General features: G+C 68.0%; 20 protein-coding genes, 1 pseudogene and 1 riboswitch. Of the genes and pseudogenes, 17 read left to right on the top strand and 4 right to left on the bottom strand.

Going from position 1 to position 21528, the window contains the following annotated elements:
• Nucleotides 1–18: 18 nt before the first annotated feature.
• Nucleotides 19–146, top strand: a riboswitch (TPP riboswitch).
• Entirely contained in the window at nt 140–1471 is a 1332-nt protein-coding gene (locus tag ABD210_RS00920; RefSeq protein WP_344107503.1) for a purine-cytosine permease family protein, read from the top strand. Its footprint overlaps the riboswitch before it by 7 nt.
• Before the next feature lie 65 nt (nt 1472–1536).
• Nucleotides 1537–2217 (top strand): class I SAM-dependent methyltransferase, encoded by a 681-nt coding sequence (locus tag ABD210_RS00915; RefSeq protein WP_344107500.1) that lies wholly within the window; start codon nt 1537–1539, stop codon nt 2215–2217.
• A 180-nt stretch (nt 2218–2397) separates the two neighbouring features.
• Here ABD210_RS00915 and ABD210_RS00910 read toward each other — a convergent pair whose 3' ends face one another.
• Complete coding sequence (locus ABD210_RS00910; RefSeq protein WP_344107498.1) at nt 2398–2967, bottom strand: methylated-DNA--[protein]-cysteine S-methyltransferase; 570 nt, start codon at nt 2965–2967, stop codon at nt 2398–2400.
• Nucleotides 2960–3454 carry an RNA polymerase sigma factor gene (locus tag ABD210_RS00905; protein WP_344107496.1) on the bottom strand — a complete coding sequence of 165 codons (495 nt, stop codon included), beginning with the start codon at nt 3452–3454 and terminating at the stop codon, nt 2960–2962. Before ABD210_RS00905 ends, ABD210_RS00910 begins: the two co-directional genes overlap by 8 nt.
• Before the next feature lie 144 nt (nt 3455–3598).
• On the opposite strand from ABD210_RS00905, the gene ABD210_RS00900 reads away from it, so the two are divergent.
• From ABD210_RS00900 to ABD210_RS00870, 7 genes are all read left to right on the top strand, one after another.
• Complete coding sequence (locus tag ABD210_RS00900) at nt 3599–3769, top strand: hypothetical protein (protein WP_344107493.1); 171 nt, start codon at nt 3599–3601, stop codon at nt 3767–3769.
• Between the two features lie 153 nt (nt 3770–3922).
• Nucleotides 3923–4483 carry a flavin reductase family protein gene (locus ABD210_RS00895; RefSeq protein ID WP_344107490.1) on the top strand — a complete coding sequence of 187 codons (561 nt, stop codon included), beginning with the start codon at nt 3923–3925 and terminating at the stop codon, nt 4481–4483.
• Nucleotides 4484–4574: 91 nt separating this feature from the next.
• Complete coding sequence (locus ABD210_RS00890) at nt 4575–5663, top strand: ABC transporter substrate-binding protein (protein WP_344107487.1); 1089 nt, start codon at nt 4575–4577, stop codon at nt 5661–5663.
• A complete protein-coding gene (locus tag ABD210_RS00885) occupies nt 5660–6514 on the top strand; it encodes an ABC transporter permease (RefSeq protein ID WP_344107484.1) in 855 nt (284 codons plus the stop codon). Before ABD210_RS00890 ends, ABD210_RS00885 begins: the two co-directional genes overlap by 4 nt.
• Nucleotides 6490–7215 carry an ABC transporter ATP-binding protein gene (locus ABD210_RS00880; protein ID WP_344107481.1) on the top strand — a complete coding sequence of 242 codons (726 nt, stop codon included), beginning with the start codon at nt 6490–6492 and terminating at the stop codon, nt 7213–7215. Before ABD210_RS00885 ends, ABD210_RS00880 begins: the two co-directional genes overlap by 25 nt.
• Entirely contained in the window at nt 7212–8567 is a 1356-nt protein-coding gene (locus tag ABD210_RS00875) for an LLM class flavin-dependent oxidoreductase (RefSeq protein ID WP_344107479.1), read from the top strand. The genes ABD210_RS00880 and ABD210_RS00875 overlap by 4 nt, the downstream gene beginning before the upstream one ends.
• Nucleotides 8564–9904, top strand: coding sequence for an LLM class flavin-dependent oxidoreductase (locus ABD210_RS00870; protein WP_344107477.1), 1341 nt, complete (start codon nt 8564–8566; stop codon nt 9902–9904). The genes ABD210_RS00875 and ABD210_RS00870 overlap by 4 nt, the downstream gene beginning before the upstream one ends.
• Nucleotides 9905–10057: 153 nt before the next feature.
• Here ABD210_RS00870 and ABD210_RS00865 read toward each other — a convergent pair whose 3' ends face one another.
• Nucleotides 10058–11038, bottom strand: a complete 981-nt coding sequence (locus ABD210_RS00865; RefSeq protein ID WP_344107475.1) for a zinc-binding alcohol dehydrogenase family protein — start codon at nt 11036–11038, stop codon at nt 10058–10060.
• A gap of 553 nt (nt 11039–11591) precedes the next feature.
• On the opposite strand from ABD210_RS00865, the gene ABD210_RS00860 reads away from it, so the two are divergent.
• The 3 genes from ABD210_RS00860 (at nt 11592) to ABD210_RS00850 (ending at nt 14337) form a co-directional block, all read left to right on the top strand.
• Entirely contained in the window at nt 11592–12470 is an 879-nt protein-coding gene (locus ABD210_RS00860) for a glycerophosphodiester phosphodiesterase (protein ID WP_344107473.1), read from the top strand.
• A gap of 444 nt (nt 12471–12914) precedes the next feature.
• On the top strand, nt 12915–13331 hold the full coding sequence (locus ABD210_RS00855; protein ID WP_344107472.1) for an ATP-binding protein: 417 nt from the start codon (nt 12915–12917) through the stop codon (nt 13329–13331).
• Between the two features lie 37 nt (nt 13332–13368).
• Nucleotides 13369–14337: a DUF5926 family protein gene (locus ABD210_RS00850; RefSeq protein WP_344107470.1), complete on the top strand. Its 969-nt coding sequence runs from the start codon at nt 13369–13371 to the stop codon at nt 14335–14337.
• A gap of 287 nt (nt 14338–14624) precedes the next feature.
• On the opposite strand, the gene ABD210_RS00845 is transcribed toward ABD210_RS00850, so the two are convergent.
• Nucleotides 14625–15824, bottom strand: a complete 1200-nt coding sequence (locus ABD210_RS00845; protein ID WP_344107468.1) for an arginine deiminase — start codon at nt 15822–15824, stop codon at nt 14625–14627.
• A gap of 719 nt (nt 15825–16543) precedes the next feature.
• On the opposite strand from ABD210_RS00845, the gene ABD210_RS00840 reads away from it, so the two are divergent.
• From ABD210_RS00840 to ABD210_RS00825, 5 genes and pseudogenes are all read left to right on the top strand, one after another.
• Nucleotides 16544–17146 carry a dihydrofolate reductase family protein gene (locus ABD210_RS00840; protein ID WP_344107466.1) on the top strand — a complete coding sequence of 201 codons (603 nt, stop codon included), beginning with the start codon at nt 16544–16546 and terminating at the stop codon, nt 17144–17146.
• 960 nt (nt 17147–18106) lie between these two features.
• Nucleotides 18107–18241: pseudogene (locus ABD210_RS32365) on the top strand (type IV toxin-antitoxin system AbiEi family antitoxin domain-containing protein); the annotation flags it as partial.
• A gap of 150 nt (nt 18242–18391) precedes the next feature.
• Nucleotides 18392–19027 carry an endonuclease domain-containing protein gene (locus ABD210_RS00835; protein ID WP_344107464.1) on the top strand — a complete coding sequence of 212 codons (636 nt, stop codon included), beginning with the start codon at nt 18392–18394 and terminating at the stop codon, nt 19025–19027.
• Nucleotides 19028–19120: 93 nt separating this feature from the next.
• The gene (locus ABD210_RS00830) at nt 19121–19879 is read left to right on the top strand and encodes a glycosyltransferase (protein WP_344107462.1); all 759 of its coding nucleotides are present in this window, start codon (nt 19121–19123) and stop codon (nt 19877–19879) included.
• Nucleotides 19876–21438 carry an MptA/MptB family glycosyltransferase gene (locus ABD210_RS00825; RefSeq protein WP_344107460.1) on the top strand — a complete coding sequence of 521 codons (1563 nt, stop codon included), beginning with the start codon at nt 19876–19878 and terminating at the stop codon, nt 21436–21438. Before ABD210_RS00830 ends, ABD210_RS00825 begins: the two co-directional genes overlap by 4 nt.
• The last annotated feature ends 90 nt before the right edge of the window (nt 21439–21528 follow it).

The following is a 21528-nucleotide window of genomic DNA, read 5'->3' as shown; positions in this document are numbered from 1 at the left end:
GTTATCGTTGACGCGGTAACGAATCTCCGCGGGAGCTCGCGCCGTACAGCGGGCTGAGAGGGTGACGAGCTGCAGACGCAGCCGGGTCGCCGACCGCCTGAACCTGACCGGGTAATGCCGGCGTAGGGAGCAGGTCAGCATGACAACTACTGCTGTTCGTAAGTCGTCCGACAGCGGGACCGAGGCACCGCTGGTCCTCACCACGGATGCCCCGCGCACCTTGGGTTTCCTCGACCAGTTCACCCTCTGGGGCAACTTCGGGATCTCGCTGTTCGGCCCGGTGACGGGAGCGCTCGTCGCCGCGTACACGGGGTCGCTGGTCAAGGGCCTGGTCGCAGTCGTGGTCGGCTGCGGGATCGGCGCGCTGGTCCTGGGTGGCGCGGCCGTTTTCGGTTCGCAGACAGGCGCTCCGGCGATGGCCAGTCTGCGCGGGCTGTTCGGCCGCCGCGGCTCGATGGCCCCGACCGTACTCAACATCGCGCAGAACGTCGGCTGGGCCACGATGGAGATCATCGTCATCGCCCAAGCGGCAGTAGCGGTGACCAGTGAGCGGTGGCGCTGGCTCTTCGTGCTGTTGGCCGGGGTGATTGCTACGGCGATGGCAGTGCGGCCGCTGGGCAGCGTGAAGCTGTTGCGGAAGTTCATGGTCTGGCTCGTGCTGATCGCGTCGGTCTACTTGTTCATCCAGGTGCTCAGCAAACCGATTCACGACTTGCCGCAGGACAGCGTGTTCGGCTTCTGGCCGGCTGTCGATCTTGCTGCGGCCGGTGTCGTCTCGTTCGCGCCGCTGGCTGCTGACTACACGCGGCACTCGCGCACGAACAAGGCGGCCTTCAGTGGTTCAGCGTTGGGCTATGGCCTCGCTGCGATCATCTACTACGCCCTTGGTGTGCTGGCCGTTGCGACGCTGCAGACAAACAGCGAGGACGTGATCACCGCACTGGTCACGCTGCCTGCCGGAGCGATCGCCCTGCTGGTCCTGCTGGTGGATGAGGTCGACGAGGCGTACGCGAATGTCTACTCGACCACGATGGCCGCGCACAACCTGATCGGCCATATCGACCGGCGCTGGATCTCCGTCGTCATCGGCATCATCGCGACGGGACTCGCACTGATGGTTGACCTCGGCAACTACACCCAGTTCCTCTACCTGATCGGCTCGGTCTTCATCCCGCTCTTCGCGGTCGCGATCGCCGACTTCTTCGTGGTCAGCAAGATGCGCTGGGACGTCTCCGACACGGCCCGCTTCCGCTGGCAACCCACGCTGGCATGGGTCTTCGGCTTCGTCGCCTACCAACTCGTCAACCCTGGCACGGTCTCCGGCTGGTCCCCGTTCTGGCTGGACCTTCAGCAGCGAATCTTGAACGGCCAGCCGGTGCCCGGATGGCTCGGCGCCACCTACACCTCGATCGTCATCTCGATGGTTGCCGCTGTCATCTTCGGGCGCCTGGGCAATCGTGCCCGTAGCTGACAACTGCAGCGCCGAGTTCGGACCCAGTGCTGGTGCTGACCTGGGCGGGTCGGGATACTTGCGCAATGCTGAACTCCGCACTGCGCAGCCGGGCCGAGTACGCGGAACTGGGGGCTGAGGGGCTCGCGGGCCGCACCACGCCTGAGCGGGACGCGGCGACAGTCCAAGCCGTCGAGGAACTGCTCGAGGGACGGGAATCGGTGCTCGACCTCTGCTGCGGGTACGGCCGGATCAGCCTGCCGTTGCGGCGGGCCGGCAAGGTCGTGCGCGCGCTGGACATCTCGCCGAACCTGATCGAGGCGGGCAAGGCCAAGGCCGCCGAGGAAGAACTGTCGATCGACTGGGCGATCGGGTCGATGACGGACCTGCCGTACAAGTCGGACTCGTTCGACGCGGTGATCTGCCTGTGGACCGCGTTCCACGAGCTGTTCGCCGAGGATGAGCAGATGTCGACGATCTGGGAGATCTCCCGGGTGCTCAAGCCCGGCGGTCTCGCGGTGATCGAGGGCCCGATCTGGGGTCCGGCCACTGCGTCGGAGATCGCCAACGGGCTGCGGCAGGGCCCGGAGCACCGGATCGTCACCACGGAACACTTCGGCACCAGCAGCGTCCACTTCATCCACGACGAGGCCAGCTACGGTCGCCTCTGCGCAGCCGCCGGCATCGAGGACTACAAGGTCTACAAACGCGAATGGGGCGGGCGCCGGCGCCTCATCCTGGAAATCCACCAGCCTTCGGGTGATTAGCTGACGCGTCAGATTCCGTCGGCAAGTATTCTTCGGAATTCCTTGCCGGATGGTTGGTCGGGCGCGAGCGCCGGATCCCCTTGTGGGGAACAGAAAACAAGAAGCAGGTCCCCACTCCACAATGGGGACCTGCTCCTTCTTGGATTCAGTGTAAATCGTCGTCCGGCGGCAGCGGAAAACTCAGCTTTTCGATTCAAGATTCAGCAGGAAGCGTTTCGCCTCGAGTCCGCCGGCATATCCGGTGAGGGCGCCGTTCGCGCCGATCACCCGATGGCACGGAAGCACGACGCACAGGGGGTTCGCGCCCAGGGCCGTGCCGACCGCCCGAGCCGCCTTCGGCTTGTGGATCTCACCCGCCACGCGCCCGTACGTCGTAGTACGGCCGTAGCTGGTGTGGATCGGCAGGTCGCTGAGCACCAACCGCTGGAACGGAGTCGCCAAGGTCAGGTCCACCTGAAGGTCGAACGTGCGTCGCCTGCCGTCGAGGTATTCGTCCAGTTGGCGGCGTACGTCGTCCAGCGCTCCCGGCTGCCGTAGTACGCGGGGGGAGATCGCGCGAGCCAGCCGGTTCGTCATGGTGTCCTCGTCGCCGAAGGAGCTGGCCACGATCTTCCCCGCCGCGGTGGCGAGCAGGAGCGTGCCGATCGGGGTGTCGTGCAGTGCGTAGGAGACGTCGGCATGGGGCAGCACCGGCGGCGTGCCTTCGACGGCAGGGGTGAGGCGGCTCAGCCGGCTCTCGAGGTCATTCATCGTGTACTCCGAGTCTGGTGCGCAAGGTCGCGAGCGCATCGCTGACGAGTCGGCGGGATGCGGCGGGCGTGGTGTCCAGAGCGGCGGCCACTCCGTGGTGGTCCAGGTCGCCGACATATTTCAGCGTGACAGCGAACCGCTGCCGTTCGGGGAGTTCGTTCACTGCTTGCCAGAGGTGCGCGTCCGGCCAGTCCGCTGCGTCCGGGCCGTCGACGGCGACCGGCGGAGCGTCGTCGAGGGGTGTCTGGGGCCTTCTGGCGCGATGTACGTCGGTCGCGCAGCGGGCGGTGATGGTCAGCAGCCAACTGCGCAGGTTCCTGGCCGAGGTGAGACCCGGGTACGCGGCGAACGCCTTCTCCCAGGCCCGCTGGGCCACGTCGTCGCCGTCCACCGGCCCGGCCAGCGCCCGCGCGAGCCGTGCCACGTCCCGCCAGTGCTCGTCGATGAGCGCCTGGAAGGGCGGCAGCGTCACGTGCTCCGAAACCATCACGCCAGTACAACGCACGCACGCTCTCCGCTGTGAGGGCAACACGACCGCGTGTCGTTCCAGCCGGCGGTCAGTTTCGGACAACCGTTCCGCATAGCGAGATTGTCTAGTTCTCCAGTCGACTTTGATGAGAGAGTCGTTGACATGACGACGACCAGGCAGCAGCTCACCGGCGCGGAGGCGGCCCCCGGCCCCGACCGTGACGGTCGCGGCCGCCGTGCCCGTAGCCACGTGCTGCCGGTGCTTGTCAGCCGTCTACTCACCCGCCGTCGCGTCATCGATCAGATGCGCACGGCCAGCGCCACCTGTCGCTGATCACCCGCACTGCCGGCCTGCCTTGAGGCCGTACGCCGATCCGTGGCCGCTCCAGGCCAACTGACGAACCCCACCCGCCCCGGTCGCGGTATCGCTGCGTGTCCGCCGCCGGTTCAGCCCTGCCCTGAGTTCACTCGTGCCTGAGGGAGACACATGTCCGTCCATGCGATCAACCCTTCCCGTTCCGACCACCCCGGTCTGTCCGTAGTACCGGATCTTGTGCAGGAGAGGACCGTCGACGCCGACAGTTTCCGTTCGATCTTCCGCCGGCACGCGGCCGGGGTCGTGGTGATCACCGCGGACGCGGGCCACGGTCCGGCCGGGTTCACCGCCACGTCACTGGTCTCAGTCAGCCTGCTTCCGCCGCTGGTGTCGTTCTCCATCGCCACCACCGCGTCCAGTTGGCCGACTGTGAACAAGGCCGACAGCCTGGTGATCAACTTCCTGGACGCGGGCCAGCACGAGATCGCCGGCCGGTTCGCCACCAGCGGTATCGACCGGTTCGCCGAACCGACCCGCTGGTCCCGTCTCCAGACCGGCGAACCCGTCCTGGACGAGGCACCCAGCTACCTGCGTGGGCTGGTCGAACACCGGTTCGCGGTCGGCGACCACCACATCGTCGTGGCCCGGCTCGCCACCCACGCCGAACGTCGCGAGCACGAGCCGCTGCTCTACCACGACGGCCGCTACGTCAGCACCGACCGCCCGGTCTGACCCCACCAACTGCAGCAGCACCGCACGTTGCACCACCTGACCATCGCACGTCCGACCTTCCGCAAGCGCCTGACCTGAGAGGGACCCCGCCATGTCCACCACCCGAAATCCCCGCAGAACAACGCGATTGGCCGTTGTCTCTGCAGTAGCTGTTGCCGCGGCAGTGCTGCTCGCCGGCTGTGGCGGTGATGCCAAGGCCGGGAGCGGCACGCAGCTGGCGCTCGACGCCGCGCTGCCGACGTCCGTGCCGGCCGGGACCAAGATCGTCGTCGGCGATCCGGTCACCCAGAAGGCGCTGGAGCTGTCCGGCCAGATCGACAAGGTCTCCGGGTTCGTCCAGTTCGCGAACCTCAGCGGCGGCCCGCAGACCACCGAGGCGTTCCGGGCGCACGCGCTCGACGTCGGCTCGGTCGCGGAGATCCCGTCGATCCAGGCGACCTGGACCGGCCTGCACGTGAAGATCGTCGCGTCGAAGTTCCGCCAGGACCCGATCAACCACCCGATCTACGTGCTCGGCATCGCGCCCGGCGTGAACGTCAAGACGCTGGCCGATCTGCGCGGCAAAAAGATCGCGTATAGCCCGGGCCAGGCTCAGGGTGCGCTGATCCTCAAGGTTCTGCAGAAGGCGGGCCTGACCAAGGACGACGTGAAACTGATCGAGCTGCCCAGCACGGGCGACGTATACCCGAACGCGCTGGCCGCCAAGCAGGTCGAGGTCGCGCCGATCGGCGGTGTCTCGATCAAGCGCTACCTGACCAAGTACGGCAAGGACGGCGCAACCACGATCGACCACGGTCTGCGCGACGACGCCGGCCACCTCTACGTGCCGACCGAGTCCCTGCAGGACCCGGGCAAGGCCGCCGCGATCCGCGCGTACGTCGCCGCCTGGGGAGTCGCTCAGGACTGGATCGACAAGCACCCGAAGGAGTGGATCGAGGGCTACTACGTGAAGGACCAGGGCCTGACCGCCGCGGACGGCCAGTGGCTCGTCGACAACGCCGGTCACCCCGACATCACCGCCGATTGGAGCGACGCCATCAAGCGCCAGCAGCAGACGATCGAGATCCTGGCCAAGGAGACGAAGAACCCGGTGATCCAGGCCGCCGATCTGTACGACCTGCGTTTCCAGAGTGTCGCCGTCGATGCGATCAAGGCGGCCGCATCAGGAACGTCCAAATGAGCGGCGAGCTCGCAACCCTGGCCCGGGTCGGGGCTGGGCGGGAACAGGTCACCCAGGCCCATCCGCTACGCCGTCGGCGCCGGCTGGGCCCGGGCAAGCAGATCAGGTTCGGCGCCGCCATCGGACCGGTGCTGCTGCTCGCCGTCTGGAGCATCGGCTCGGCCGTCGGCTGGCTCGACCCGCGCATCCTGTCGGCACCGTGGACCGTGGTCACCACCACCGGCGAACTGATCTCGGACGGTCGGCTCCAGTCGAACCTCTGGACATCGACCCAGCGGGCCGCGCTGGGCCTCGGCATCGGCATCGTGCTCGGCACGGTCCTCGCTCTGCTGTCCGGGCTCAGCCGGCTGGGCGAGGCGATCCTGGACGGACCGATCCAGATCAAGCGGGCGATCCCGTCGCTCGCGCTGCTGCCGTTGCTGATCCTGTGGCTCGGTATCGGCGAATCGATGAAGGTCATCACCATCACGCTGGGCGTCTTCGTGCCGATCTACCTGCACACCCACAACGGTCTCCGGACGATCGACAGCCGGTACGTCGAGCTCGCCGAGACCGTCGGGTTGTCCCGCTGGCAGTTCATCCGCCGGGTGGTTCTGCCCGGCGCGCTGCCCGGGTTCCTGCTCGGAATGCGGTTCGCGGTGACCGGTGCATGGCTGTCGTTGGTGGTGGTCGAGCAGATCAACTCGACCAGCGGTATCGGCTACATGATGGAGCTGGCCCGCACCTACGGCCAGACCGACATCATCATCGTCGGCCTGGTTCTGTACGGCGTGCTCGGCCTGCTCTCCGACGGAGCCGTCCGGCTGATCCAGAGGAGGACGCTGTCATGGCGACGCACACTGGCGGACTAGCAGTTGACCGGGCGACCGTGGAAGTCCGCGGGCTGGTCCGGCAGTACGGCGATCGCGTGGTGCTGGACGGCTTGGACCTGAGCATCAAGCCCGGCGAGTTCGTCGCACTGCTGGGGAAGAGCGGATCCGGCAAGTCCACCCTGCTGCGGGCGTTGGCCGGGCTGGACTACGACGTGCAGGGCACCGGCGAGTTCGTCGTACCGGCGAACGTGTCCGTGGTCTTCCAGGACTCGCGGTTGTTGCCGTGGGCCCGGGTCCTCGACAACGTAGTACTGGGATTGCGGGGAGCCGACGAGCGCGGGCGGCAGAGTCTGGCCGAAGTGGGTCTGGCCGGACGGGAGAAGGCGTGGCCGAACGAGTTGTCCGGTGGTGAGCAGCAGCGGGTGGCGTTGGCGCGCTCGCTGGTGCGTGAGCCCGAGCTGCTGCTGGCCGACGAGCCGTTCGGGGCCCTGGATGCCCTGACCCGGTTGAAGATGCACGTCCTGCTGCGCAAACTCTGCGCGGCACACCAGCCGTCCGTGCTGCTGGTCACCCACGACGTGGACGAGTCGATCGTGCTCGCCGACCGGGTGATCGTGCTCGACGAAGGGCGCATCGTCGCCGAGGAGTCGATCGAGCTGTCCGCCCCGCGCAATCCCACCGACCCGGGCTTCGCCGCGGTCCGGTCCCGTCTACTCGATGCCCTGGGAGTTTCGCTGTGACCAGACACCTGCACCTGAACGCGTTCCTGATGAGCACCGGGCATCACGAGGCTTCGTGGCGGCTGCCGGAGAGCAACCCGGTCGCGAACACCGATGTCGCGCACTATCAGAACCTGGCCCGGATCGCCGAGCGTGGCAAGTTCGACTCGATCTTCTTCGCCGACTCGCCCGTGCTGTTCGGTGACGTGGGCCGTCGTCCGGCGGGGTCGCTCGAGCCCACCGTGCTGTTGACGGCGATCGCCGCGGCGACGTCGAAGATCGGGCTGATCGCGACCGCCTCCACGACGTACAACGATCCCTTCAACCTGGCCCGGCGGTTCGCCAGCGTGGACCACGTCAGTGGCGGTCGGGCCGGCTGGAACGTGGTGACGACCGCCGGTCCGGACGCGGCGCTGAACTTCAACCTGGCCGATCAGCCCGCGCACGCCGAGCGGTACGACCGGGCGGCGGAGTTCCTCGAGGTCGCGTTCAAGCTCTGGGACTCGTGGGAGGACGACGCGACACTCGCCGACAAGGAGGCGGGGGTCTGGGGAGACAACGCCAAGGTCCATCCGATCGACCACGTCGGCCGGCACTTCCAGGTGCGCGGGCCGTTGAACCTGCCGCGGTCTCCGCAGGGATACCCGTTGATCGTGCAGGCGGGCTCTTCCGAGGACGGCAAGGGACTGGCGGCTCGCTATAGCGAAGCGGTGTTCACGGCGCAGCAGACGCTCGAAGACGCGCAGGCGTTCTACAAGGACCTGAAGGCCAGGACCGCAGCCCTTGGCCGGGACCCGAACGGCGTCAAGATCCTGCCCGGAATCGTGCCGGTGATCGGCGGGACGGTGGAGGAGGCCTTGCGGCTCGAACGTGAACTGGACGAGCTGATCAAGCCGGAGTACGCACGGGATCAACTGGCGCGCACCCTGCGGTTGAAGCCCGAGGACCTGCCGCTCGACCAGCAGTTGCCTGCGGACCTGCCGGACGAGGACGAGATCGAGGGGGCCAAGAGCCGCTATACCTTGATCGTCACGCTGGCCCGCCGGGAGAAGCTGACCGTCCGCGAGCTGATAGGCAGGCTCGGCGGCGGCCGCGGCCACAGAACCTTCAGCGGTACGCCGGAGCAGGTGGCCGACGCGATCCAGGAGTGGTTCGACGCGGACGCGGCCGACGGGTTCAACATCATGCCGGCGGTCCTGCCGTCCGGGCTGGAGGTGTTCACGGACCAGGTGGTCCCGATCCTGCAGCGCCGCGGGCTGTTCCGCACGGAGTACACCGGCTCGACGTTGCGCGACCACTACGGGCTGGCTCGGCCGGTGAGGTCGGGTGGTTCACTTGAAGCTCCGGAATCGTTGCAGGCGGCAACTGCATGAGCAGACAGCTGAAGCTCAACCTCTTCATCTACCCAGGCGGACATCACGAAGCGGCCTGGCGTTATAAGGACTCCGACCCAGATCGGGTGCTCGACCTGTCCTACTACGCCGAGCTGGCCCACAAGGCCGAGGCGGCGACCTTCGACGCGATCTTCCTCGCCGATGGTCCGGCGCTCGCGGAGAACATCCGCTACGCCAGCCGGTTCCGGATCGAACCGTTCACCTGGCTGGCCGGCTTGGCCGCTGTCACCTCGCGGATCGGCCTGATCGCGACCGCCTCCACGACGTACAGTGAGCCTTACAACCTGGCTCGGCTCTTCGCCGGCCTGGACCACCTGAGCAAGGGCCGGGCCGGCTGGAACATCGTCACCACCGGCGCCGCCAATGCCGCCCAGAACTTCGGCCTCGCCGAGCACCCGGTGCACGCCGAACGCTATGAGCGCGCCGGTGAGTTCGTCGAGGTCGTCACCAAGCTCTGGGACTCGTGGGAGGACGGCGCGCTCGTCGCGGATCAGGAGTCGGGGCTGTATGCCGACGATGGACGGATCCACACGATCGACCACATCGGTCAACGTCTGCGGGTGCGGGGTCCGCTCAACACCCCGCGCACGCCGCAGGGCCGACCCGTCTACGTCCAGGCGGGTTCGTCGGAGGCCGGGCGCTCGTTCGCGGCCCGCTGGGCGGAGGCGATCTTCACCGCGCACCAGACCTTCGAGAATGCGCAGGCCTTCTACTCCGACGTGACCGCGCGGGCCTTGGGTCTCGGTCACGCGCAACCTTTGATCCTGCCCGGGATCAGCCCCTTCATCGGTTCGACCGAGGCAGAAGCCCTTGCCCTGAAGGCGGAATTCGACGAGCTGACACAACCGGAGCACTCGCTGCACCAACTGCACCGGATGATCGGGGTCGACCTCTTGTCGTACGATCTCGACGGTCCGTTCCCGCGCGAGGTCGTCAGCACCGAAGGCGAACGCGGCCTCGGCAGCCGCTTCCAGGTCGTGCTCGACATCGTGGATCGCGAGCAGCCGACGATCCGCCAACTCCTGCACCGCCTGGCCGGAGCACGCGGTCACTGGGTGGTCGCGGGAACCCCCGAACAAGTTGCCGACCACATCGAATACTGGTTCCGCAACGGAGCCGCCGACGGCTTCAACGTGATGCCCCCTTGGCTGACCGGGGGATTCGACCTCTTCGCCGACCACGTAGTCCCCCTCCTCCGCGCCCGAGGCATCTTCCGCTCCGAATACACCGGCACCACCTTGCGCGAGCACTACGGCCTGCCCCGCCCCGACTCCCAATACGACCAGCTCCCCAAAACCACCTACGCCACCGCGTGACCCCAGCCCTACCGCTCAGCTCCTCGCCCGCACGCCTCCGCTGCGGGCCGCTCGAGCCCTCCGCGCCTGGCACGCCTCCGCTGCGGGGCCGCTCAAACCCTCCCCGGCCGGCCCGCCCACGCGTCGGGGATCACCTGTGTGAGTGCTGGCGGTTCAGCGGTCGATGCGAACGACGAGTTTGCCGACGGCTCGGCCGTCCTCCATCACCCGATGCGCCTCGGCGATCTCGTCGAGCGCGAACACCCGATCGATCCGCAACGGCAACCGCCCGCGCTCCACCAGTTCGACGTACCGCTGGAACGCCTCCGCCGGTAGATCGCTGCTCTCACCGCCGTACGCCGTCAGTCGCACGCCGTTCGGCAGATACCCGATCGGATAGAAGTTTGGGATCGTCCAAGAGTCGCTCAGCATTCCGGTGAAACAGACCGTCCCGTGCACCGCCGTCGCCTTCAGTGTGTCCGGCAACACATTCGTGCCGACCAACTCGAGTGCTGCGTTCACGCCATCGGGGTAGATCTCCCGCACCTTGGCCGCAACGTTGCCGTCATCAACCAATGGGTGATCGACACCGAGCTTCCGCAACAGCTGCACCCGAGCGGGGCTCCGAGTAGTCGACAACACCGTCAGTCCGAAATCCTTCGCAAGCACAGCCGCCGCAACACCGACCGACGACGTACCGCCTCTCACCAGAATCGTCTGCCCAGGTTGGATCCCCAAGCCGGTGTGCAGCGACCCGTGCGCGGTCTGCAGCATCTCCGGCAATGCCCCGAGCGTCGCCCAGTCGAGCGTCGTCTCCACGGGAATCACCGATGTCACCGGCACGACGGTGTACTCGGCATAGCCGCCGTCGAACTCCCGCCCCGTCCCGCCCATCATCGCCACGACCTGCTGCCCTGGCGCGAACTCCCCACCAGGCGCCAGATCCACGGTCCCGGCGGCCTCGATCCCCGGAATGACCGGGAACCTCGCGTTGGTCGCCAACCCCGCCCGCAGGTGGTACTCAGACCGATTCAGCCCAAACGCCTCGACCTTGATCCGCACCCACCCCACCCCCGGCTCCGGAACCGGCACCCGCCTGACCCGCATCTCCTCCGCCGCCCCCGGCCCGTCCAACACAACCGCCCGCATCTCCATCCCCCCAGTCTCCCGCTCACCCCAACCGCCCCCGCGCGCCTCAACCGCCGCCACCCCCGGCGCGCCTCAACGTCGCCGGCCCCTACCCCCGAACCGTGACCCCTCCGCGCGCCTTGACCGACACGAGCTCCCTACCCCGAACCGTGACCCCTCCGCGCGCCTTGACCGACACGAGCTCCCTACCCCCGAACCGTGACCCCTCCGCGCGCCTAACCGACTCCACCCCTGCCCCCAACCGCCACTCCCCGTGCCCGCAGCTCGGCCGAAACCGCCCGCACGCCTCATCCGACATCACCCGCCGCGTACCTCAACGGACGCGACCTCGCCTCCGCCGTCGGCGTACGGAGCGACAGGAAGTGGTCAGGACCCGGGCGGGCCGGACCGCATGATCGGGGCGCTCAGGCGAGCCTGGGGAGCACTTCGTCCTGTCCGTCCGTACGCGTGCCCGGCGGGTACGGCGTGCGGCGTGGCGGGAGTGCGGAAGAAACCGTTTTCCCATCGGGCGGCGTGCCTGCGTGACTTGCTTGCCGCACGGCGTGCCAGAGTTGTACTCATGGGGAAACGCCCGAGCGTGGTGGCCCACCGAGGCGCAAGTGAAGTCAGTCCCGAGCACACCCTGGCGGCGTACGTCCGCGCGGTCGAGGCCGGCGCCGACGGCCTGGAGTGTGACGTCCGGCTGACGGCCGACGGCCATCTGGTCTGCGTGCACGACCGGCGGATCGACCGCACCTCCAACGGCCACGGCGTGCTGTCCACGATGAGCCTGCAGGAACTCGACAGCTTCGACTGGGGCTCCTGGAAGAACCCGTGGGCCGAGCTGGACGACGAAGCCGAACTGCCCAACCCGGACCTGACCAAGGTGCTCACCCTGGAGAAGCTGTTGGCCACGGTCCGGGACGCGGGCCGGCCACTCGAGCTGGCGATCGAGACCAAGCACCCGACCCGGTACGCCGGGCTGGTGGAGCGCAGGTTGATCGAGATGCTCGACAGATTCGGCTGGGCCCATCCGAAGATCGGCTCGGAATCACCGGTCCGGGTGATGAGCTTCTCCTGGTTGTCGCTGCGGCGGCTGCGGGTGATGGCGCCGGGCCTGCGCACCGTGTTGCTCATGGACCGGGTGCCGTTGCGGTTCCGGGACGGCTCGCTGCCGACGGGAGTCTCGTACGCGGGGCCGAGCCTGGAGATCGTCACGGCGCACCCCGAGTACGTCGACCGCGCTCACAAACACGGTCACCAGGTCCACGTCTGGACCGTGAACAGCCAGGAGGACATCCGCCACTGCCGCGACATCGGCGTAGACGCCCTGATCAGTGATCACCCCGAACTCGCCATCAAAACCCTCGCCGAACCGCCGGCCGCAATCCCACCCGCTCCTGACGACCCGCCGCCGTCCCGTGCTCCCCATGCCAGGCGCACTCGCCGCTCCGCCTGACCAGTGCCAGGAGTCGCGCCCCTTCCTTTCGGAAAATTCCTACGGCTGACGCGCATTAATTAACAATTGTTGCCGGAGCCGCATCGGCCGCGAGGTGGCGACGGGTAGGTGGTGCGGGGGGTATGTCGTGCGCGGGAGGGCGGCTGGCGGCGGATTCGGCGGTGTGGGACCGGCATGGGGGCGGTGTGCAGGCGCTCCGGGGTGGGGTCTGGGTGGGGAGAGTGGTTGCGGAGAGTTCGAGGAGTGGGATTGGGACTGTGGTGCTGGGTGACCGGATGAATGCGGGCGGTTATTTGCACGTTCAATTCCGTCGTTTCTGTCTCGATTTCTTAGCTAAACGTGTGATCTTCAGCGTCGCTATGTAACGGAATACCCGTGGGTGTTTTCAATGGCTTGATCGTGGGCAGAAGGCCTAGTGCTGTCCGATGACTGAGGAGACCCTGCTTGTCCTCTGCGACCTTGCCCGCCGACGTGAGCGTTGTGGACGTCGTACTGCCGCACGAAGTGTCCGCGGTAGCGGATGCCCGCCGCCGTCTGGCCGGCTATCTGAAGCGGCACCGGGTTGCCGACAGCGCCTGCGATGACGCTCAATTGGTGCTCTCCGAGTTGCTCTCGAACGCGATCCGGTACGCGCCGGCGCTGCCCACGGGTGAGGTCCGTGCCACCTGGTGGATCGACAAGGCAGGGATCCACCTCGAGGTGACCGACGGCTGCGGCGAGACCGAGCCCCAGCGGGTCACTGACGCGCACCCGGAGTCGATCGGTGGACGCGGCCTGGCCATCGTCGACGTGCTGACTTCTGACTGGGGTGTCCGCACCGCCGACTCCCGCCGTACGGTCTACGCCATCATCCCCCGCTGACTAACCGGGTTTCGGCAGATCCTGTAAGACTGCGGGCATGGGAAAGAAGTCGCGCAACCGCGCCAAGAACTCCACGACCGTCACGCTCGATCCGGCCGACCTGGTCGACGTGAGCCCCCGCGAGCCTTGCCCGTGTGGCTCCGGCAAACGCTTCAAGCAGTGCCACGGCCGTGAGCAGGCACAGGCCGCGGACACGTTCGTGGTCCGGCCCTTCGAGGGCCTGCCGGCCGAGTGTGACCTGATCGCGTTCCGCGAAATCGTCCCGGCCGGTACCGCCGAGGTCACGCTCGCCGGCGAGCACCAGGGCAAGACTGTCAACCTCGTCACACTGTTGCCGATGGCGATGCCCGGCCTGGTCCGTGACGACGAGACGATCTGGATCGGCCTGCAGACGCACGCCTCGTCCGGTGACCCGAGCCGCGACATCGCCCACGCGATCACCGCGGCGCTGAAGACCGAGCCAGGCAACCCGATCCAGCTGGGCGACCTGCTGAAGGACGGCCCGCGGTTGCAGGACCTGATCGACACCTCCAAGCCGATCACCGTGAAGGTCCACGAGGGTTTCGACTATTGGGTCGGCGAGAACGTCGAGGACCCGACCGGTGAGGTCGCCGCCGGCCTGGAGCGCGCGAATGCCGCCGCTTCTCCGACGGTTCGCCTGGAGTCGGTCGAGGCGGCGTACTGGACGCAGATCGGAGACCGTCGGTACCTGCGCTGGGTGATGCCGCACTCCGAGGACACCCTGCTTGATGCACTCGCCCGGCTGCACGCCGCTGGGTCGTCCTCGCTGACCGAGGGAAGTCGGTTGATCGGGTCGTTCCGAGCCCTCGGCGTGCTGGCTCCGGTCTGGGAGTTGCCGGCCGATGCGGAGGCCGCAGACCTGGAGAAGCCAGTCGCGGACTTCGCTGTCGCTCTCGACAAGGCACTGGCCACGGAGGCTGCGCTGACCACTGAGGAGCGGGCCGCTCGGGCAGGTCTTGCGAGCCGGCAGCTGACGATCCGTTAGGACATGCAAAAGGGCCCCCTCGCACTGTGTGCGAGGGGGCCCTTGGCAACGTGGACGGCCCAAGTCCTGCTGACGGGGGAGCAACAGGGCCTGGGCCTAGCCATGAAGAGTACTCACAACCCGGCCCGCCGACAACCCCCGATTTCACTCCGCGTGTCGCTTGGCTTACTTGTCTTCTCAGCTACCTCTAAGAGGGCCGATCTGCCGGTCCTGACAGAGCCGATCTTCCCGTCCTCGGAGGGTCGATCTGTCGGCCTCCGGGCGACACCAAGTGGTTCGGCCCGCTGCTAGGCGGTGACGAGCGGGTCGCGGAGGACTGGGCAGGACATGCAGCGGGGGCCGCCGCGGCCGGAGCCGAGCTCTGAACCCGAGATCCGGATCACCTCGATGCCAGACTCCTCGAGCCGCGCGTTCGTCTCCACGGTCCGCTCGTACGCGATGCAGACCCGCGGCGCGAGAGCCAGGGTGTTGTTGCCGTCGTCCCATTGCTCGCGCTCAGCGGTGACCGGGTCCAGGCCCGTGTCGATCCGCCGCAACGTATCGATGCCGAGCGCCTTCGCCGCGGCGACCAGGAACGGCTCGGACTCCGCCACGTGCAGCTCGTCCCCGTCCGTGGTCACGGCCAGTGCGCGCATCTCCTCGGCCATGTTCGGATACATCAGCACCGCATCCACGTCGACCATCGTGCAGACCGTGTCGAGGTGCATGGTCGCCCGCTGCTGAGCGATCGGTACTGCGAGGACGGTGTGCGCGAGGTCCTTGGCGAATACGCGGCGGGCCAACCGCTCGACACCGGCAGGCGTGGTCCGTTCGCCAACCCCGACAGCCAGTACGCCGGGGCCGAGCGCGAGGACATCACCGCCCTCGACGTGCTCCAGTTGGTGGTCGTACACCTTGTCCGCGCCGGCGAACCGCGGGTGGTATCTGTAGATCAGCTCGGTCAGCTGGGTCTCCCGAGCCCGCGCGGGCATCGCCAGCGACGTCACCGCGACCGAGTCCCGGATCCACACACTCGAGTCCCTCGTGAACAGCAAGTTCGGCAGCGGGTCGATCAGGAAGTCCTCGTGCGCGAGCAGCGACGTCACCAACCCGCCGGCTCGTACTTCGTCGTTCCGCACGCCGGCCATCAACGCTTCGGCCAGATGGGCCGGGTCGAGAGCCGTCAGGCTGGTCCGCAGGTATTCGCGCAGGGTGTCGCCGAGCCGCAGATCCTCGGTGGCGCCCGCGACGGCAGCGGCTCGGGCGTCGGGATCGCTGAGCGCCTCAGTGAGCAGCTGGCCGAGGTAGAGCACCTCGACGTCGCGGTCGCGGAGAGCCTGGGCGAACGCGTCGTGCTCGTCCTGGGCGCGCCCGACCCACGGGATCCCGTCGAACAGCAGCTTGTCGTTGTTTCGTGGGGTCAGCCGCCGGAGCTCGTTGCCGGGCCGGTGCAGCATCACGGTCCGCAGCGGCCCGACCTCGCTGTCGACGCCATATGCCTCAGTCATGCCCTGCCCTCTCGTCCGACGCCAGTCGTCTCACCAAGCTACGGCAGCCCGCACCGATTGCGGTGAGCGCCGCGATTCTGTCTGATTGTCCGACAATTTCCATCGATCTCCAATTCGCCGGGGCGGAGCACTCGCTAGCCCGTGCTGCCACAGGTGCGCAGGTTGTCGCGGGGAGCCCGTGCGGCCACAGACGCGCAGGTCGTAGCGCGGAGCCATGCGGCCACAGACGCGCAGGTTGTCCGCGGAGCCGGTGCGGCCATGGGCGCGCAGGTCGTAGCGGTGAGCCCGTGCGGCGATGGGCGCGCAGGTTGTCGCGGTGAGCCCGTGCGGCCATAGGCGCGCACGTCGTAGCGGGGAGCCGGTGCGGCGATGGGCGCGCAGGTTGTCGCGGGGAGCCGGTGCGGTCATGCGCGCGCAGGTTGTCGCGGCGGCGCCCGTCCAGCGGACTACCGGCCGCTCTCGCCTGCGGAATGGCAGGTCTGCTGACGCGCGGGGATGTTGACTGACTGCTGGTCTGCCGGGCCCGTGCAGGGGGCGTCGAGTGGCGGGCCTGACGGGTTGCGGGGTGCGGGGTACGGGGCTGGCAGGCGCCCCGGGATGTGACTACCGATCGGCCGGGCACGGGAGATATCGGCCAGGTGGCTGATATTTGGGGAGTGGGGCGACAGCATGGTGGTCAAGAGGACGCCGAGGGGGCGTTCCAACCAGGAGGAACTGAGATGACGCAGCAGAACGCCCGCATGGTGACCGCCAACATTTCGCTCTCGCTCGATGGGCGAGTCAACGGCGCCGGCGGCGACTTCGACATGGGCTGGATCGTGCCGCATGCCATCACCGAAGGTGCCCGCGACCACATGATCCGGGTGACCAGCCCGGCAACCACCGCCCTGCTGGGGCGGAAGAACTACGAGGGCTTCGGGGGATTCTGGCCGTCGGTGGCCGACAACGAAGAGGCCGCACCGCAGGACCGGGCCTTCTCGAAGTGGCTGAACTCGGTGGAGAAGGTGGTCTTCTCCTCCACCCTGACCGACGCGCCTTGGGAGAACTCGCGCATCGTCAACGGCGACCCCGCAGCCGCGGTGAAGCAGCTCCGTGCGGAAGAGGGCGGCGACATCATCGTTCTCTCCAGCAGTAGCGTGATCAAGGCCTTGCTCGCGGCCGACGAGCTCGACCGCCTCAGCATCACCCTGGACCCCGAGCTCGTCGGTGCTGGCGCCCGCCTCTTCGAAGACGGCCTCCCAGCAAGCTCGTGGAAGCTGACGGATTCCACTCCCACTGAATCCGGCGCGCTCTGCCTGCTCTACGACCGCGTCCGCTCCTGACACCACCAGCTGACGATTCCGTGGGGTTCCCCGCAAGCAGGCCAACCTCACCAAGACCCGCGTGCCCGAAAACTCCCAGTCTGTCCGGGCCCCTTCACAAACAGACAACCCACCCGCCCTGACCGCCCCGCCCGACTTCCGCCACCCGCCCGACTCGCGCCGCCCCGGCCCCCGACTCGCGACCGTGACCCGCTCCCCGGATGGACCCGCCGGATTCCGCGCACTTCCCGGGTGGACTCGCCGGATTCCGCGCACTACCCGGGTCGACCTGCCGGATTCCGCGCACTTCCCGGGTGGACCCGCCGAGTTCGGGGGGTCAGGACGGCGGGTCGGGCCGGGTAGTGGGCCAGTGTGAGCGTGTCGGGCCGGGAAGTCGGCGCGGGCGCGATGGTGATCCACTTCCCGGGTGGACTCGCCGGATTCCGCGCACTTCCCGGGTCGACCTGCCGAGTTCCGCGCACTTCCCGGGTGGACCCGCCGAGTTCGGGGGGTCGGGACGGCGGGTCGGGCCGGGTGGTGGGCCAGTGTGAGCGTGTCGGGCCGGGAAGTCGTCGCGGGCGCGATGGTGATCCACTTCCCGGGTGGACTCGCCGGATTCCGCGCACTTCCCGGGTCGACCTGCCGAGTTCCGCGCACTTCCCGGGTGGACCCGCCGAGTTCGGGGGGTGGGGACGGCGGGTCGGGCCGGGTGGTGGGCCAGTGTGAGCGTGTCGGGCCGGGAAGTCGTCGCGGGGGCGGCGGGTCCGCCCGGGAAGTCGGCGCGGGCGCGGCGGTCGATCCGGGTAGTGGATCGCCGTCGCGAGCCGGCAGCCGACCGGGTAGCCGGCAGCCGACCGGGCAGTCGGCAGCCGACCGGGCAGTCGGCGGGGCAGGCCGGGGAGGGCCGAGATCAGTAGGTAGTTGTCCACAGGCTAGAGATTGTTGCGGTGAACCGCCTCAGGACGCTGTTTCTTCTCTGGCATGGAGAAAGCAGAACTTGACGAGCGCGCACGTCGGCGAGGCGGGATTCTCACGGTGGCTGATCTCGATGCGGCCGGACTGAGTGAGGGTGCTATCCGACGGGCTGTCGGGGCCGGCCGGTTAGTGCGCCTCAGACGTGGAGTCTTCACGACCACGCAGATCCTCGAGGGCTTGACCGACGACCTGTGGGAGCAGCACGGCCTGCAGGTCAGAGGAGCCTTGGCGGTAGCCGGCGACACGGCCGTCGCCGCCGGAGCGTCCGCGGCCGCGCTGCATCGGCTCGACATGCTCGGCGATCCGCCACTGCGGCCGATCATCGCGCGGCCCATCGAGATCGGCGCCAACGCGAAACGATCGGCCACGACGTTTGCGCGCGTTGCGCGGTTGCCGGAGTCACATCTGATCAGGCTGAACGGCTGGGCGGCGACGGATCTGGCCCGCACGGTGATCGATGTGGCACGTCGTCAAGGTGAGCGATGCGCTGTCGTCGCGGGCGATGCCGCGCTTCGGTCGGGCCTCGACAGCACCGATCTGGACAGAGTTCTGGCCGACTGCTCGCGAGCACCGGGGATCCGCATCGCCAGGGAGGCGCTGACCCTCTGCGACGCCAGATCCGAGAGCCCGCTGGAGTCGATCACCCGGCTGGTTCTGATTCGCGGCGGCGTGCCGGAGCCTCAACTGCAGACCGTGATCGGACGCTACCGGGCTGACTTCTGCTGGCCACGGCCACGCCTGATCCTCGAGGCCGACGGAAGGTTGAAGTACCTGGGTGGCATCGATCTGATCAGGGAGAAAGAACGCGAGGATTGGCTGCGCCACCAGGGTTACACGGTCCTGAGGACGGATTGGCCCGAGGTGTTCAATCGTCCGATGTCACTGTGCCGGCGGCTGATGCAGTCGTTGGCCGCCTCGGCAGCGTGAGCCACGGCGGTGATCGTTCGAAAGAACGAGATATCCACAGCCGGTGGGTGCTGAGGGCGGGGATCGGCTGGGGAACAACTAGGCTGCGGTGCTGTGTCCGGTACTGATCTGCCTCCCGTCGAGCCCGTCCAGAGTGCTGTCGCCTGCGTGATTCCGGCGAAGGACGAGGTCGATCGGATCGCCGCCACGGTGGACGCGGTGCACAAGCTCGCCGAGGTCGACCTGGTGGTGGTCGTGGACGACGGTTCGACTGACGGCACGGCGGAAGCAGCCGAGCGGGCCGGAGCAGTCGTCGTACGGCATGAGAAGAACCGGGGGAAGGCAGCGGCGATGGAGACGGGGGCAGCGGCGGTGGCAGAGCGGGACGGCGCTCGCGCGCGGCACCTGCTGTTCCTCGACGCCGACCTGGCCGACTCTGCGATCGGCGCCGAGCCGTTGATCGAGCCGGTCCTGTCCGGCCAGGCCGACATGACGATCGGGACGTTGCCGGCGCAGGTCCGCGCCGATGGGAGCAAGGCCGGCGGTCACGGGTTCGTGGTGCGCTTGGCGCGGTCCGGGATCGAGCAGGCGACCGGCTGGGCGCCGGAGCAGCCGCTGTCGGGTCAGCGTTGCCTCACCCGTACGGCGTTCGAGGCGGCGCTCCCGCTGGCGGGCGGGTTCGGCGTCGAGACTGCTCTGAGCGTCGATCTCGGCCGCAAGGGTTTCCGGATCATCGAGGTGCCGATCGACGTGCGACACCGCGCGACAGGCACCGATCTGCGCGGTCAACTGCACCGCGGTCGCCAGTTCCTGCATGTACGCCGCGCGCTCGCCGCACGCAGTGCCCTTCCATCGCGGAAGCCCGTCCAATGAGCACCGAGCCGGTCACCGAGCAGCCGACCGCCGGAGCGCTGAAGGACGGTCGCCGCGCGATCGCCTTGTACCTGACCTCGACGATCCTGATCGTGGTAGCCGGCCTGCTCGGCCCGTCGGTGGTCGTCCTGACCTTGACGAACCGCCACGCCTGGCTCCCGTCGTACTGGTTCAATGCCAAGCCGAACGACTGGCTTGTCACGGTGATGGTGTACGTCGCGATCCTGCTCGGCGGGTACGGCGTCTACCTGGCGACGCGTGCCCTCAAACACGGTTGGGCCCCGCGGGTCGATCGCTTGGTTGCCCTAGGCATCGGTACGACGGCCGCGATCACGCTGGTCCCGCCGATGGCCTCGGGTGACGTCCTGATCTACGCGGCGTACGGGCGGATCATGTCGCTCGGCGGCAACCCGTACACGACAGCCCCCGCCGACACCATCCGGCTCGGCTACGACCCGGTCATCGCGGCGACCGAGCGGCCGTGGCAGGGCGCGAAGAGCGTGTACGGCCCGATCGCCACCTGGATCCAGTGGTTCTCCTCCTGGGTCGGCGGCGACTCGATGCAGTTGACGGTGTGGATGCTCCAGTTGTCCGTCGCGATCAGCCTGATCGTCACAGGCTTGCTCCTGCTCAAGCTGGTCGGCCCGAATCTGCCCAACCGCCGCCGCGTACTGCTGGTCGGCCTCGCGAACCCGCTGATCCTGTGGACGGTTCTGGCCGGCGCCCACAACGACGCGATCGCGGTGATGTTCGCGGTGATCGCGCTCGTGCTGTTCCGGCGGCATGTCTTCTGGGCGGGCGTCATGCTCGGCGTAGCGGGCTGCACCAAGCTCTCGATCGGCCTGGTCGGTGTCGCGATGCTGTGGTCGCTCCGCGCGGACCGCAGCCGCGCGCTCAAGTTCTGCCTCGGCGGTGCTGTCTCGATGGGCGGCCTGTACGCCGTTGTCGGGCTGCAGGCGTTCCAGCAGGCCAGGTCGCAGACTTCGTTCATCTCGACGGGGACGCCGCACAAGGTCCTGCTGAGCTTGCTCACCTTGTTTTTGCCGAACGGGCTCGTCCGCACGTTGCTGGCGATCGCCTCGTGGGTCGGTCTGATCCTGGTCGCGATCCTGCTGTCCCAGGTGTTCCCGAAGTCGATCGTGCCGCAGACGCACCCGGACGACCGCACGCCCGACGCGATCCGGTACACCGCGATCTATGCGATCGCCTGGCTGCTGACGGCGATGTACTCGCTGCCCTGGTATGACCTGATCGCCTGGGTCGCGCTGGCGGCGGTGGCTGCCTCGAAGGTCGACAAGCTGATGGTGATCCGGACGACCATGCTGGCGATCGCCTACGTGCCAGGCCGCGACCCCAACGCCAGACAGGTGGCGGCGTCGCTGTCAGATTCGCTCGAGTGGTTCAGTGCCCGGTTGCGAGACACGATCTGCCCGGCGATCGAGTTCGGCGTACTGATCGGATTGATCATCTGGGCGCGTCGCGGCGGAGCCCGCTGGTGGCCGTACGACTGGCCGAAGCGCAAGGCCAAACGCGTGACCGAAGAGGCCGCCGCACACTAGCGCCGGCTCCGCTCCCGCCTCGGCGACCTCCCCTTGCGTCCGAAGAGGCGGCGACACGTCCCGCCACTTCCTCGGACGCCCGAACCGGTA

This window comes from Kribbella alba (assembly GCF_039529635.1).
Taxonomy (GTDB): domain Bacteria; phylum Actinomycetota; class Actinomycetes; order Propionibacteriales; family Kribbellaceae; genus Kribbella; species Kribbella alba.
Note: the sequence above shows the minus strand (reverse complement) of the source record. Positions and strands in the feature narration are given on the sequence as shown.

Excerpts from the sequence above, each read along its gene's own strand:
- ABD210_RS00920 (WP_344107503.1), top strand. The coding sequence starts at position 140 with ATGACAACTACTGCTGTTCGTAAGTCGTCCGACAGCGGGACCGAGGCA.
- ABD210_RS00915 (WP_344107500.1), top strand. The coding sequence starts at position 1,537 with ATGCTGAACTCCGCACTGCGCAGCCGGGCCGAGTACGCGGAACTGGGG.
- ABD210_RS00910 (WP_344107498.1), bottom strand. The coding sequence starts at position 2,967 with ATGAATGACCTCGAGAGCCGGCTGAGCCGCCTCACCCCTGCCGTCGAA.
- ABD210_RS00905 (WP_344107496.1), bottom strand. The coding sequence starts at position 3,454 with ATGGTTTCGGAGCACGTGACGCTGCCGCCCTTCCAGGCGCTCATCGAC.
- ABD210_RS00900 (WP_344107493.1), top strand. The coding sequence starts at position 3,599 with ATGACGACGACCAGGCAGCAGCTCACCGGCGCGGAGGCGGCCCCCGGC.
- ABD210_RS00895 (WP_344107490.1), top strand. The coding sequence starts at position 3,923 with ATGTCCGTCCATGCGATCAACCCTTCCCGTTCCGACCACCCCGGTCTG.
- ABD210_RS00890 (WP_344107487.1), top strand. The coding sequence starts at position 4,575 with ATGTCCACCACCCGAAATCCCCGCAGAACAACGCGATTGGCCGTTGTC.
- ABD210_RS00885 (WP_344107484.1), top strand. The coding sequence starts at position 5,660 with ATGAGCGGCGAGCTCGCAACCCTGGCCCGGGTCGGGGCTGGGCGGGAA.
- ABD210_RS00880 (WP_344107481.1), top strand. The coding sequence starts at position 6,490 with ATGGCGACGCACACTGGCGGACTAGCAGTTGACCGGGCGACCGTGGAA.
- ABD210_RS00870 (WP_344107477.1), top strand. The coding sequence starts at position 8,564 with ATGAGCAGACAGCTGAAGCTCAACCTCTTCATCTACCCAGGCGGACAT.
- ABD210_RS00865 (WP_344107475.1), bottom strand. The coding sequence starts at position 11,038 with ATGGAGATGCGGGCGGTTGTGTTGGACGGGCCGGGGGCGGCGGAGGAG.
- ABD210_RS00860 (WP_344107473.1), top strand. The coding sequence starts at position 11,592 with ATGGGGAAACGCCCGAGCGTGGTGGCCCACCGAGGCGCAAGTGAAGTC.
- ABD210_RS00850 (WP_344107470.1), top strand. The coding sequence starts at position 13,369 with ATGGGAAAGAAGTCGCGCAACCGCGCCAAGAACTCCACGACCGTCACG.
- ABD210_RS00845 (WP_344107468.1), bottom strand. The coding sequence starts at position 15,824 with ATGACTGAGGCATATGGCGTCGACAGCGAGGTCGGGCCGCTGCGGACC.
- ABD210_RS00840 (WP_344107466.1), top strand. The coding sequence starts at position 16,544 with ATGACGCAGCAGAACGCCCGCATGGTGACCGCCAACATTTCGCTCTCG.
- ABD210_RS00835 (WP_344107464.1), top strand. The coding sequence starts at position 18,392 with ATGCTCGGCGATCCGCCACTGCGGCCGATCATCGCGCGGCCCATCGAG.
- ABD210_RS00825 (WP_344107460.1), top strand. The coding sequence starts at position 19,876 with ATGAGCACCGAGCCGGTCACCGAGCAGCCGACCGCCGGAGCGCTGAAG.